The organism is Butyricimonas sp. DFI.6.44, assembly GCF_022132345.1.
GTDB classification, from domain to species: domain Bacteria; phylum Bacteroidota; class Bacteroidia; order Bacteroidales; family Marinifilaceae; genus Butyricimonas; species Butyricimonas muris.
The window spans coordinates 149,970-163,268 of the sequence record NZ_JAKNJD010000008.1 but is presented as its reverse complement, the minus strand read 5'-3'; the positions used below and the strand labels follow the sequence as shown (position 1 = coordinate 163,268).

Genomic DNA, 13,299 nt, shown 5'->3' with positions numbered 1-13,299 from the left:
TGTTATGGAAGAATTGACGTTGACAACCCCTTCGATATTATTTTCCGCCATTTCGTTGATCATGTTGGCGTACACGAACCGTTTTCTGGCTTATGCCCAAGTGATACGGAATTTGAAAGGGGAGCATGAAAGTCGTCCGAACGCGATGACTAAATTGCAGATTGATAATCTGAAAAAGCGACTTTATATGGCAAGGTCGATGCAGATATACGGGGTAATGAGTCTGCTGCTTTGCGTGATATGTACCCTTTTTATCTATATCGGGTTGCAGACCGTGGCGGTTTACACTTTCGTGCTGGCTTTGTTGCTGCTGGTAATCTCTTTGGGAATATCCGTGAAGGAGATACTTATTTCCGTGAAGGCGTTGGAATACAGGTTGGATAATGTACTGCCGGAAGAAAAGGAACATCCACGCCGATAATTACCTGATGTTTACGGGGAATGTCGTCGGAAATGTTTTTTGATATAGAGCAATTTTTCCGGTGCGATTTATTCTTTACTTTTGTGGCGAAATAATAAGGAGATGGTAAAAGCAATTTTTTTTGATATTGACGGGACTTTAGTGAGTTTTGAAACTCACCGGATACCGGAGTCCGCGGAGAGAGCGATACTTGCCTTGCGGGAGAAAGGCATTTTGGTTTTTATCGCTAGCGGAAGACATTTGCTTTCTATAAATAACTTGGGTTCGCTGGTGTTTGACGGGTATATTACTTTGAACGGGGGATATTGTCTTGCGGGGAAAGAGCGGGTGATTTACAAGCATAGTATTCCCGAAGAGGATATTGCCTCGCTCGTGCAATACATGGAGAAGGAGAATGAGTTTCCTTGTATCTTTGTTCACGAGCATACACTGTATTTGAACTACCATAACGAACAGAGCCATCAAATCTTTCGAATGCTGGATTTCCCGGAACCCCCGGTCGCTCCTTTGCGGGAAGCGAGTAAGGGAGAAACGTTTCAATTGGTTGCATTTTTCACGAAAGAACAGGAAAGAGCAATCATGGAGGCTATGCCCCACTGTGAGGCAACTCGGTGGAACCCGCTTTTTACCGATGTTATTCCCCGGGGCAGCAGTAAAAGTGTCGGGATTGACAAGATGCTGGAACATTTTGGAATTGCTTTGGATGAAACAATGGCTTTCGGTGACGGGGGGAATGATATTTCCATGTTACAGCACGCGGGAATCGGCGTGGCAATGGGAAATGCCGGGGATGAAGTGAAGAAAGTTGCCGATTACGTGACCTCTTCCGTGGACGAGGATGGCGTGATAAATGCTTTACGTCATTTCGGGGTGTTGTAAATCCGAATAAAATCCTTACTTTTGTGCTTGGAAACTAAAAAAATACACCAATGAAGATGTCTAAATAATTAAGTCGGATTTTATCAATTGTTTCATGTGCCGGTATGACCGTTCAGAGGGTCATCGAGTGCCGACTTTTAATTTAGAATCATGTCCCTTAATCTATAAGAGTTTGTAAAGTTTATAAGGTTTGTAAAGTTCATAAAGTATCTTGTAAGGATGCGTACCTTACAAACTACCTTTAAACATTGTATTTATGAGTGATATAATAGTAAAACAAATAACTTATATTCACCCGGATAGAGAGCCGTTGTTTCAAAATATCAGTTTCACGGTTGATGCGGGAGAAAAAGTGGCGTTAGTAGGAAACAACGGTTCGGGTAAGTCCACGCTTCTGAAGATTATAGCGGGACAACTACAACCTTCGGGGGGAGAGATTGTCTGTGATGCCGTACCTTATTACATCCCGCAGCACTTGGGACAATATGATTCCCTGACGGTAGCGGGTGCATTGCGGGTGGAGAGAAAAATAAACGCCCTGCACGCTATTTTAAGAGGTGAGGTTGATGCAGGGTATTTCTCGGAACTTGATGACGATTGGCAGATAGAGGAGAAGTGTCGGGCAGCGCTGGACGGTTGGGAGTTGCAACACGTGGAGTTAACCACGTGTATGGCGTTGTTGAGCGGTGGGGAGAAAACCCGTGTTTTCCTTGCCGGACTTGATATCCATACCCCTTCTGTCGTGTTGCTGGATGAACCGACGAACCATTTAGACCATTGGAGCAGGGAGAAATTGTATGAAACGATTTGTCGGGGGAATGCCACGGTCTTGGTAGTGAGTCACGACAGGACTTTGTTGAATTTGCTTCACCAGACGTTGGAGTTGAGCGGAAGAGGAGTAACTGTTTATGGCGGGAATTATGATTTTTACCAAGAGCGGAAAGAGATTGATATTCATGCTTTGCAGGAACGTATTGAAGATAAACAGAAAGAGTTACGTCTGGCAAAGAAGATAGCACGGGAGGCAGCGGAGCGTCAGCAAAAGAGAGAGGCGCGGGGTGAGAAACTGAGTTCGCGGAAAGGGACTCCCCGTATCATGATGAATACGTTGAAAAACAGGGCGGAAAGTAGTTCGTCCAAGTTGAAGGACGTGCACGCGGAGAAGATAGGCTCTATCGCCGACAGTCTTTCGGAAAGTCGTGCGGCGCTACCTGAGCCGGGACGGATGAAAGTGAATTTTAACCCGTCCGTGTTGCACGAGGGAAAGATTTTGCTCACGGCACGGGATATTAATTTTGGATACTCGACGGAAATGTTGTGGGCGCATCCTCTTCATTTTCAAATTAAGAGCGGGGAACGAATCGCTTTGAGCGGACGAAACGGTTCGGGGAAAACTACCTTGTTGCGTATGCTGTTGGGAAAATTAGAACCGACAAGTGGCGAACTGATACGGGCTGATTTCAAGTATGTCTATCTTGACCAAGAGTATTCCATGCTACGGGATAATCTTACTGTTTACGGGCAGGCGGAACATTACAACGTGAACAATCTGCCGGAGCATGAATTGAAAACGCGACTTAATCGCTTTTTATTCCCTGCCGAGGTATGGGATAAACCTTGCGAGCAATTGAGTGGAGGTGAACGGATGAGATTGATTTTTTGTTGTCTGATGATAAGTAATAACACGCCCGATGTGTTCGTGTTGGACGAACCCACGAATAATCTGGATATCCGGAATATTGAAATCATGACTTCAACGATTCGGGATTACCGGGGTACCGTGATTGTCGTGTCGCACGACCGGCGTTTTATGGAGGAGATAGGGGTGGAACGTTGTATTGATTTATCTTCGAGAGATTTGTGTTAAAAGTTAATTTCCCTATATTTGCGATTATTGTTTGGTAATAGAGAGTGGATATTAAAATGGATTTGGCAAATGAGAGCATGTGTTTTATGGATATTGTATTTGTGCGTGTGTTGTTCCGGGAGTAAAGATGATAAGATTGAGCAAGTTCCGGAATCATCTTTGGATACTTATACTTGGATGGGAAGTCTTGAAGACGAGTGCTTGTTGAGCATGTTGTCCATTCCCGGGACGCATGACAGTGGGGCGAAAGGTTCTATTTTAGGAATGGCTAACGCTCAAGATTTAACTTTGGAAGAACAATTGGGGTTGGGAGTTCGCTGTTTCGATATTCGGTTGAAGGACGCGAAAGAGGGATTGGAAATTCAACATGGCATAGTATCTTTCGGCTTGTCTTTCGAGAATGACGTGTTACCCGTGTTTCGCCGGTATCTCGAGAAATACCCGACGGAAACACTGGTTGTAAGTTTGAAAGATGAAAATTGTAAAAACACGGAGGTTTATGTCGATGAGGTATGGCGTGTACTGAATAGTGATGCTATGCGCCCCTTTGTCGTGGAGGATTTCAAGGCAAACCTGACGCTTGGGGAATGTCGGGGGAAAATTTTGTTTCTGCATCGTTATAATTTGCGGAAAGAAAGATATGTCGGGGGTGAGTTTGCTCCCGGTGGATGGAAAAATAGTGCAACCTTTGAAACGAAAATCTGGGGAAACGGGGATAGAATGGCGACATGTGTCGTGGAGGACGAGTATGAATCCTACGCGCTGAAAGACTCTCAAAAGAAGGTGGACGCGGTGATGGCGAATGTACGGCAAGCCCGGACAAGTGCCGACACGGATTGGTATATAACATTCGTTAGTGCCACGAAAGGACTTACCGCCACGCCGGAGGCTTTCGCCGATAAAGTGAATCAGCCGGTAGCGGATGCTATTGGGGTTTTAGGAAAAGGGAAATGCGGATTCGTGCTGATGGATTATGCCGGGAAAACGGAAGGGCGTCAACTGGTGCAGGCTGTTATAAATAGTAATTTTAAAGTTTCAGAATAGTAGGGCGAACTCACGAATCTTTGGAAAGCGATGATGCCGCGGTGACTCGCTTTTAAAATTGTGCGATTTAGGTTTACGGGATACCGTAATGGCTATTTCGCGCAATTTTTGTTTTGTATAACCAAAGTTCCGGAGAGGAACTACTGCGGTAATATATTAATTCATGTTTACTAACATATCACTTCCGGTTTAATAGTACAAAAAATGTTGTAGATTCCCTGTAGGTTCGCTGTAGAAACGCTGTACATATACAGCGTTTCTACAGCGAACCTACAGGGAATCTATTGTGTTTTATACGGCAGTAATGCGGTATTGATATGGGTTTAATATTTGTTTCATGTCTGTATTCCATTTGTTTGCGCTGTATACTCTTGCTTTTTCGCACATGACCTCGAGGGGAGAGCGTATACGAAAATGCTCTTGATGGTCTTTATAGGTTTTCTAGGGGTGTTTTGATTTTTTTCAGGATAAATATGCGTTGATAGATAGAAATTGTGTGGAAAATTTTGGAGATTTGCGGATAGAACGTATTTTTAGCTTCTCAAAAAATAATTAGGTAACCGTGGAGGGAGAGGATTTGTCCATAAATGCTTTGCAGCGTTATGACGATGACGCTATCAAGTTGTTGTTCGAACAGTATTACACCCCGCTTGTATTGTTCGGGAAAGGTTACGTGGACGATTTGGACGCGAGTAAGGATATCGTGCAGGAGGTTTTCACGGTTTTGATTGAGGCGAAGGAGAAATTTGCCTCGATAGATAATCTGAAAGCTTATTTATATCAGGCGACGAGAAATCGTTGTTTAAAGTATCTTCGCCATGAAGAGGTGAAGAAAAAGTATGCGGAGGATGTGTTGCACGGGAGCGAGGAGTATTATTTGAATAGTATTTTGGAGGAAGAGGTGTATCATCATTTGATGAAAGCGATTGCTGAGCTTCCCGAGCAGTGTCGTAAAGTGTTTTTGTTGGTATTGGAGAATAAAAGTAATCAAGAGATTGCTGATATTCTGTCGCTTCAGGTGGAAACCGTGAAGTCGTACAAGAAAGCGGGTAAAAAGATGCTTTACGAGCGTTTGAAACATGTTGTTCCCGCGGCAGGGCTGACCTTTTTGTTTTATATCTGATTTTTTTCGAAAAAAATTGTCGGTTTAATACCCCCTTTTTTTAAAGATGGGGGTCATGGTGTATGTAATGATAGAATTGAATATGAAAAAAGAAAAAGATATATTTCGGTTGGCGGATGTGATAGCCCGCTCGTTGGAAGGGACATTGAGTGCCGATGAACAGAGAGAGTTGGACGAGTGGTTGGCTGTTTCGGCAGCTAACCGGGAGAAATACGAGGGGTTTAGGACAGCCGGGGCGTTGGAAAGAAAGAGCGCGGAGTATCAGCAAGTGGATTGGCAAGGTGATTGCAAGAAGTTTATGGCTTCCCGGGCGAGGTCGCAAAGACGCCGGAGGGTGCAATGGTTCGCACGGTACGCTGCCGTGTTCGTGTTGTTGTTCGGGGTGGCGATTTGGTTATATATCAGCGCGGGACACGAGAAGGGCGAGCGTCCGGTAGCCCAATCCGGGGTGGCTGTTTCAAAGAATGCTATCTTGACGTTGGCAGGGGGAGAGCAAGTGGTTTTGTCCGATAGTAATTTTAGCGCGTTGAAAATGCAAGGGGATATACACGTGACCGTGGAGGGGAATAATATATCTTACACGAATCGTAATGACGGTGAGGAGAAGAGGGAGAAGAAGGTGTTGTTTAACACGCTTCGGATTCCGAGAGGGGGAGAGTATTTCTTGACCTTGTCTGACGGGTCTACCGTTTGGTTGAACGCGGACACGGAGATACGCTACCCGGTGGAGTTCGTGGGGGATAAAAGAGTCGTGTACGTGGAGGGGGAGGCTTATTTTGACGTGAAGAAGGACGAGAAGCGTCCTTTCGTGGTGAGAGCCGCTCAGGCAGACGTGAGGGTGCTCGGTACCTCGTTTAATTTCAGGGCTTATCCCGACGAGGATGGTGTTACGACCACGTTGGAAAGCGGGTCGGTTATCATGGTATCCCAGAAATCAAAGCAGGAAGTTCGTCTGGAACCCGGGGAACAGGGGACTTTGGATAAGGAGTCGGGAGAGTTGTCGAAGCACGCGGTGGATACGTATTTGTATTCCGCGTGGAAAGACGGGCGTTTTGTTTTCGAGGATGCCCGTTTGGAGGATTTGTTCCATGTTTTGGCCCGTTGGTATGATTTGCACGTGTTTTACGTTCATCCGGGGGCGAAGGATATTCGTTTCACGGGGGATTTGAACAAGAGCGAGGATTTCGGGGCGATACTCGAGATTATCGAGAATAATGAACGTGTGGAATTTGAAGTGAACGAACGGACAGTGTCTATTCGATTGCGATAAAATTAGACCCTTGGTGCGCCAACACCAAAGGTCTAGAGATTGTTATTAAGTTTTATTTTACAACAGTACAAATGTATGAAAAAAACAATTGAAAATTGCCATCATCATGGTAGATGGCGAAAAGAATGGAGAATTATGAAGTTATTTTTTATCTTGGCCTTTATAGGGGTGATGCAGGTGTCTGCTCGCACTTATTCGCAGACGGTAAGATTGAGCGTGACGTGTTCCGACGCTTCTTTGAAGAGCGTGATGAATGATATTCGGGCTCAATCCGAGTATAGCTTTTTCTTTGATGATGTCGCGGTAGAAAAGATAGCGAATATCTCTTTGGATTTGAAGGATGCCACGATAGATGAGGTGCTGGAAGCCTGTTTGAAGGGTACGGGATTCGGGTACCGGATTCTGGATAAGACTATTATTCTTTTCAGGGAGAAGGCAAAGGACGAGGAGAAGAAAAAGACGTATCTTATCAAGGGAAAGGTGCTTGACAACCAGAATCAACCTTTGCCGGGGGTAACGGTTTTACTGGATAGTACCCGGATTGGAACGGTGACGGATACCGCCGGGGGATTCGTGTTGCCTTTGCCGAAGGAGAAAGGTTATTTGTGTTTTTCTTTCATCGGTTTCAAGTCACAGCGGGTGGCTTACACGGACGGGAAGCCGTTGACGGTGAAGATGCAGGAGGATATATCGGGCTTGGACGAGGTGCAAGTGATTGCCTACGGTTCACAGCGGAAGAGGAATGTTATCAGTGCTATTTCTTCGGTGAAAGGGGAGGATTTGCAAGAGATGCCGACGCATAGTCTGGAAAATTTGCTCCAAGGACATATGGCGGGAGTCGAGATTAATAATATTTCCGGTTCTCCCGGTGGCGGTGGTACCGTGGTTGCTATCCGCGGTTACAATTCTTTGTTTGTTGAAGGTGAGGGGCAGGACCGTTCGTACGGTACGCCTTTGTACGTGGTGGATGGAATCCCGATGCAGGCGTTTACTTCCCCGGTGACGGGTGCCAACGCGTTGTCGAATCTGGACCCTTCGATGATTGAGTCTGTCGAGGTGTTGAAAGACGCCGCGTCTGCTGCGATTTACGGTTCGCGTGCCGGTAACGGTGTGATTTTGATTACCACGAAGAAAGGACAGAGCGGTAAAGCCCGTTTCACGGCAAACGTTTCTTATTCGGCTTCTTGGTTGCCCGTGGCACCGAAGCAGGTGGGCGGACGTTACGAGCGGATGTATCACTTGAATGCTTTGGTTAACACGGTTGCTCCTTACAAGACGGAGAGCGGGGAGTGGAAGTTGCCTACTTCTTACGAGGAGGTGTATAATAATCGTTATGACCACGGTCCGGTTTATGATTGGTTCTGGGGTGGTGCCAACGGACCTCAGAATGCCTTGATATTACAGGATAGTTTGAACCCGTTCTATAATAACTCGACGAATTGGTATAGGCAGAATTACCAGACGGCAAAGGTGATTAACGCTAACTTGCAGGCATCGGGAGGAACGGGAACCACGCGTTACATGGTGGGTGCCGGGTATTATGACGAGGAAGGTATCATGCCGAACACGGGTTTTACTCGCTTTACCGTTCTATCTAATTTATCCGCTCAACCGGCGAAGCGTTTACGGTTGGATTCTCAGTTGGGACTCGCCTATAGTGACCGTAGCCGGGGTAGTAATGCCGGGTCGGGAGCCGGTAAGTTCGAGGAAATTACTTCCGACCCCACGGAGACACCCACGTTGTTGCCCGGTAGCGGGGCTTTCGGGGAAGCCATGTTGAAGAATTTGAACCAGACTTCCGAGAAGAACCAAAGTTATTCGTTGCGTTACAATATGGTGCTTGATTACGAGTTGATTCGTGATTTGCATTTGAAGGTGTCAGCGGGTATCGATTATAACCAACAGAATCAGAATGTGTTCAAACCGAGTACGTTGGACCCGAACACGAATGCGGCTTATCGTTTCTCTACTTCGAAAGGGACGATTACCCGGGATTTGTCGATACTGAACGAGAATTTGTTGACTTATAGTTTCAATTACTTGGAGAAGCATAATTTCGATGTCATGTTGGGATTGTCTTTCCAGAAGGACCAGAGTTTTTCGAATGGAGGAGAGGGGATTAACGGTCCGAACGATAAAATTCAGTACGTGGGTGACGGTTGGGGCGGCTCGAATGGTATAAATCAAGTTGCCCCGGGTGAAACATTGGATTCTTATGCTTCGGCCTTTAGTTATTCATCCGGGTTCTCGGAAGAGCGGATGTGTAGTTATTTCGGGCGTTTGACTTACAATTTCAGAGATAAGTATATGCTTGAAGCCACGGTTCGTCGGGATGGTTCTTCCGTTTTCGGGGAGAAGGTGCGTTGGGCTACTTTCCCATCGGTTGCCGTGGGGTGGATTTTCACGGATGAAGATTTCATGAAACGTTTTTACTGGTTGAGTTTCGGTAAAATCCGTGCCAGTTGGGGTACTTCCGGTCAGAAATTCGGGCAACGTTATCTGGCTCAAGGCGTGTTTTCTGCCAGCGGAATGTTCTTGGGAAACTCGGGAATGGCACCAAATAAGAGTGGTGGTGTGATTAACAGGAGGTTGAGTTGGGAGAAAACGGACCAGTATGATGTCGGTTTGGACTTGAGTTTCTTGGACTATCGTTTGAAGATGAATCTCGATTACTATTATAGGTACACGACCGGGCGTTTGAGTAAATGGGATTTGCCGGGAGATGTGTATTTCCATACCTTCCAGTGGCAGAACGCTATGGCGATATCCAATCAAGGTATAGAAATTGAATTGGAGGCAGATATTTTGCGTGAAACCGCGGTGAAGTGGAGAATGAAATTTAATTTCTCGAGAAACTGGAATCGTTTCGAGAAGAGTGCGAACGGTTATGATTACGGTAGCCAAGTGATAGGTAAACCCTTGAATCAGATTTTGGCATACAAGACTTCCGGTTTTTATGATAGCATGGATGAGGTCCCTTTTATTTATAACGCTCAAGGAGAGAAACAACCCTTGTGGTCGGGAGTGAACACGTATGCTGTGTTTTTCCCGGGGGCTCGCCGTATCGAAGATTTGAACGGGGATGGAAAGATTAGTTTTGATGACAGGTACTATGCCGCAAGCCCTCTCCCGAAAGGACATGGTGGTTTTATAAATGAAATTCGTTGGAAGAATCTTGATTTGAATATCATGTTCAACTATTCGATAGGTCGTCATGCAGTGGCTGTTTATGATGACTACTGTTTGGCCCCGAGGGAGAAGAGTGGTCCGCTGTTCGTGAGTCTTAAAGATTTGAAACCATGGACGGGTGCCGGTTCGAAAGCCGATTATCCGAAAGCACAGAAGTATATGTACTTGGAAAACCAGTACGTGGGAATATATGACGAGGATATCGAAACGGTGCATTTCGTACGTTTGAAGCAGTTGACTTTAGGATATAATTTTGGAGAAGGTGTTTGTAAAAAAATAGGTTTAAGTGGAATCCGGGCTTTTATGACGGCGGAGAATTTATTCCTGTTGACGAATTATTCCGGTATTGACCCCGAGTTGATAGATATTACTTCCGGGACGGATAATTTGCGTTCTTATCCTTTGCCGCGGAAGTTTACAATCGGATTGACTGTTAATTTTTAAAATGTAGAGCATGAAAAAGATATTGATACTTTTTTTGTTTATTCCCTTGTTCTCTTGTAATGATTGGTTGACGGTTGAGCCGGAGGATTCGGTTACTTTTGTGAATTATTTCAAGAGCGAGAGTGAATTGGAAGCTTTGTATAATATGGTGCAAAGCAGGATGAAATATGTTTGTTTTGGCAGACAGCCTTATTTTTATTCTTCCATAGATGCGGATGATGTGCAGTCCGACGTGGACGGGTATCGCAAATTGGATGTGCTTAAATACACGGGGACTTCAAACACGCAGAGTTGGACGGCTTTTTATAACGTGATTTATTTGACAAACGTGATGATCGAGAATCAACATCGCTTCGAGAATGTGTCGAAAGAACGGGCGGATTTTTGGTTGGGGCAAATACATTTTGCCAAGGCATTGGCTTATTTCCGGGTGGCTCAGATTTGGGGTGATGCTCCTATCACGCCGAGTTCGGAGTCCATTGACCCTATCGGTAAAAGTCCCGCTTTGGAGGTTTTGCAGGAAGCGCTCAAGGAAGCTAAAGCCGCGTTGGTTTTGCCCACGCATGACAAGTTGCTAGGTGCGACAGGTGCCGCGATAACCACGAAACAATGTGCCAGCCTAGGGACGGTAAATACTTTGTTGGCTAATATTTGCGCTTGGATGGGCGGTTTGACCGGGGAGCGGAAATACTGGGAGGATGCGGAGCGGTATGCTTCCGAGGTGTTGGACGGGAAAGCCGGAGTTTACGATTTGGAGAGTATGAACGGGTTGATAGAGAACGTGCTTGGCAAGAACCGGAATAGTGAAGAGGTTATTTACGCTATTTCGAACAACGCGTTGGATTATGACCGGAACTACGAATCGTTCCAGAAAGAAGCTCCGGGGCATTTCCTGATTTCTTATCCTTATCTCACGGAAGATAAAAGTGAGATTGCCAACTTGGTGAATAATAGTAAGAACGCGTATACCCGAATAAAAGTGACCACGGTAAAGGAAATCTATCCGGAGGAAAATGATTTGAGAAGAAAAGAGTTTTGGTATAAATTGGGAGAGTTGAAGTATTATTCTAAATCGGAGTCAGAATCAGAGTCAGAGTCGGAAACAGACTTGGAGTCGAAAGAGGATAGCTTGTATTCTCCTTACGCTCATATCGCGAAGTGGCGTTATATGGTTCGACAAATGAAAGAAGATATCGCAGGTATGCCTGCTATCTTGACTGATTGCGATTGGGTGTTCTGGAGATTGGCGGACCTGATTTTATTACGTGCCGAGTGTCGGGTGCAGTTGGATATGACGGAGGAGGCTGTTAGTGATTTGGACCGCGTGCGTGAACGTGCAGGATTAGCAGGATATGCCGGTAGCACGAGCAAAGAGGCTTTGCGTGAAGAGGTGTTCTTGGAAAGACGTCGGGAGTTGTTCGGCGAGGGGCAGTATTATTTTGATATTGTGCGGAACGGGTATTTCCGGAAATATTTGTTGGGTGGCTATCGTACGCTGACCAACGAGGATGTTAAGAATGGCGCTCTTTACACGAAAGTGCATTCCAATGCTTTTAGAAAGAATACGTTAATGACTCAAAATACTTATTGGCAATGGCAAGAATAATGAATAATATATTGAAAATTGCGATTTGCATCGTGATGGTAGGATTGGTTTCGTGTACCAAGTGGAATTACGATGACGGGGGTGTGTCGAATGGGGTGCACGATTGTTCCATGTGGGAATACCTGCATACCCAATCCCGGGATTGGGATTCTACAATTGTGATGATTGAGCGTGCAGGGTTGAGAGAGTTGTTCGAGGGGAAAGGGGAATACGAGCAAATTACTTTCTTAGGATTGACGAACTATTCGATTCGTACCTATTTGTTGGATATGGGATACAAGCAGGTGAACAGTATGTACGGGGATGAGTGTCAAGCTATTTTAAGCAAGTTGATTATCACGGAACGGGTGATGGTGGCAGACGTGCCTCGCGGAACATGGGATAGCCAAACGGGCGAGGTGACCGGAGGCAAGGAATATACTTTGCTGGATGGCACAACCGCGATATTGTGGACTACTCAAGAGCCTTATATGGATATGAATACCAGTGAAGTGGGTATCGTGCGATTGAATTTCAAGCTGGAGGAAACGAATGTGTCGCGGGCATTGATATTCTCTTCGGATATTCAGACGAACAATGGTGTAGTGCAAGCACTGGGATATGATTTTAACGTGTCGGATATATATTAAAATGAAAGCGATGAAGAAATTATTATATGCACTCGTGTTATTGGGATGTAGCTTTTTGTATGCTTGTAATGACGTGACTGTCGGGTATTTGGATTGTGCTAATGCCGGATATTCGAAGGATTCGTTGGAAATCGTGCGTTTTTCTAATCTAGCCACGAAGATGGAAGGATTGAAAACGACATTGGATGCCTTGTATTCCAACGAGGAGTTGGCAGGGCTGTTTGACCAAATGGAGTCGTTGGATGTCGAATTGAAGGAGTTGGAAGCGAAAATGGAAGAGATATATGATCAAGTGTATGCGTTGATGGAGGAAATTGCCATAGAAGAGGGGGCGTTGAATCCGGATCAAGATAAAATCGATAAGCTGTACGAGAAAGGGTATGAGTTAAGCGATATCATGGAGAATGAATACCTTCCTCGGCAAGAGGGCTTGGAAGACGAAATTTATGCATTGACGGATCAAATCATTGAAATATGCACGGGTATGGGGCAAGATGATCCTTTCACGATGGAAGAACAGATCGTGCAATTGCAAAACCAGATTGATAAAAATACCCCGTGGACTACGTCGACGATTGGTCAGATTTTGGGGACAGAGCCTATGCGTTATTATTTGGAAAGCGTTCGTAGCGACCGGGGAGAGGAAGCCGCAAAGGATTTTGCCTCTTACGTGCAAGTTGTCGGTGGCGGTCGGATTTACGTGGATATGCAGGTTGATTCTCCGGCAGGTAATTATTGGGTATCCTTGAGGGTGGAGAATGAAGGGCATTCGGCTGTCTTGCGGGATGTGTTTAAGTTTATATTAAAAGATTAGATTCAAAAGAAGG

10 protein-coding genes are annotated in these 13,299 nt (G+C 45.4%); all 10 read left to right on the top strand.

The features are described from left to right. The first annotated feature begins 4 nt into the window (after nucleotides 1–4). Complete coding sequence (locus L0M98_RS12535; RefSeq protein WP_186976810.1) at nucleotides 5–421, top strand: DUF2721 domain-containing protein; 417 nt, start codon at nucleotides 5–7, stop codon at nucleotides 419–421. A 102-nt stretch (nucleotides 422–523) separates the two neighbouring features. Beyond that, nucleotides 524–1,300: a Cof-type HAD-IIB family hydrolase gene (locus L0M98_RS12530; RefSeq protein ID WP_227216240.1), complete on the top strand. Its 777-nt coding sequence runs from the start codon at nucleotides 524–526 to the stop codon at nucleotides 1,298–1,300. Nucleotides 1,301–1,556: 256 nt separating this feature from the next. Continuing rightward, nucleotides 1,557–3,167 (top strand): ABC-F family ATP-binding cassette domain-containing protein, encoded by a 1,611-nt coding sequence (locus L0M98_RS12525; protein ID WP_227216238.1) that lies wholly within the window; start codon nucleotides 1,557–1,559, stop codon nucleotides 3,165–3,167. A gap of 69 nt (nucleotides 3,168–3,236) precedes the next feature. Next, nucleotides 3,237–4,211 carry a phosphatidylinositol-specific phospholipase C gene (locus L0M98_RS12520; protein ID WP_227216236.1) on the top strand — a complete coding sequence of 325 codons (975 nt, stop codon included), beginning with the start codon at nucleotides 3,237–3,239 and terminating at the stop codon, nucleotides 4,209–4,211. A 562-nt stretch (nucleotides 4,212–4,773) separates the two neighbouring features. Beyond that, nucleotides 4,774–5,334, top strand: a complete 561-nt coding sequence (locus tag L0M98_RS12515; protein WP_227216234.1) for an RNA polymerase sigma-70 factor — start codon at nucleotides 4,774–4,776, stop codon at nucleotides 5,332–5,334. Nucleotides 5,335–5,389: 55 nt separating this feature from the next. After that, on the top strand, nucleotides 5,390–6,604 hold the full coding sequence (locus L0M98_RS12510; RefSeq protein WP_227216232.1) for a FecR family protein: 1,215 nt from the start codon (nucleotides 5,390–5,392) through the stop codon (nucleotides 6,602–6,604). A 75-nt stretch (nucleotides 6,605–6,679) separates the two neighbouring features. Next, on the top strand, nucleotides 6,680–10,237 hold the full coding sequence (locus tag L0M98_RS12505) for a SusC/RagA family TonB-linked outer membrane protein (RefSeq protein WP_227216231.1): 3,558 nt from the start codon (nucleotides 6,680–6,682) through the stop codon (nucleotides 10,235–10,237). Nucleotides 10,238–10,247: 10 nt separating this feature from the next. Then, nucleotides 10,248–11,843, top strand: a complete 1,596-nt coding sequence (locus L0M98_RS12500) for a RagB/SusD family nutrient uptake outer membrane protein (protein ID WP_227216229.1) — start codon at nucleotides 10,248–10,250, stop codon at nucleotides 11,841–11,843. Continuing rightward, complete coding sequence (locus L0M98_RS12495) at nucleotides 11,831–12,472, top strand: hypothetical protein (protein WP_227216227.1); 642 nt, start codon at nucleotides 11,831–11,833, stop codon at nucleotides 12,470–12,472. Before L0M98_RS12500 ends, L0M98_RS12495 begins: the two co-directional genes overlap by 13 nt. A gap of 10 nt (nucleotides 12,473–12,482) precedes the next feature. Further along, nucleotides 12,483–13,286: a hypothetical protein gene (locus L0M98_RS12490; protein WP_227216225.1), complete on the top strand. Its 804-nt coding sequence runs from the start codon at nucleotides 12,483–12,485 to the stop codon at nucleotides 13,284–13,286. The last annotated feature ends 13 nt before the right edge of the window (nucleotides 13,287–13,299 follow it).

What these genes read in the sequence shown, in the direction of transcription:
- L0M98_RS12535 (WP_186976810.1), top strand. Translation starts at nt 5, where the DNA reads ATGGAAGAATTGACGTTGACAACCCCTTCGATATTATTTTCCGCCATT.
- L0M98_RS12530 (WP_227216240.1), top strand. Translation starts at nt 524, where the DNA reads ATGGTAAAAGCAATTTTTTTTGATATTGACGGGACTTTAGTGAGTTTT.
- L0M98_RS12525 (WP_227216238.1), top strand. Translation starts at nt 1,557, where the DNA reads ATGAGTGATATAATAGTAAAACAAATAACTTATATTCACCCGGATAGA.
- L0M98_RS12520 (WP_227216236.1), top strand. Translation starts at nt 3,237, where the DNA reads ATGAGAGCATGTGTTTTATGGATATTGTATTTGTGCGTGTGTTGTTCC.
- L0M98_RS12510 (WP_227216232.1), top strand. Translation starts at nt 5,390, where the DNA reads ATGGTGTATGTAATGATAGAATTGAATATGAAAAAAGAAAAAGATATA.
- L0M98_RS12505 (WP_227216231.1), top strand. Translation starts at nt 6,680, where the DNA reads ATGAAAAAAACAATTGAAAATTGCCATCATCATGGTAGATGGCGAAAA.
- L0M98_RS12500 (WP_227216229.1), top strand. Translation starts at nt 10,248, where the DNA reads ATGAAAAAGATATTGATACTTTTTTTGTTTATTCCCTTGTTCTCTTGT.
- L0M98_RS12495 (WP_227216227.1), top strand. Translation starts at nt 11,831, where the DNA reads ATGGCAAGAATAATGAATAATATATTGAAAATTGCGATTTGCATCGTG.
- L0M98_RS12490 (WP_227216225.1), top strand. Translation starts at nt 12,483, where the DNA reads ATGAAGAAATTATTATATGCACTCGTGTTATTGGGATGTAGCTTTTTG.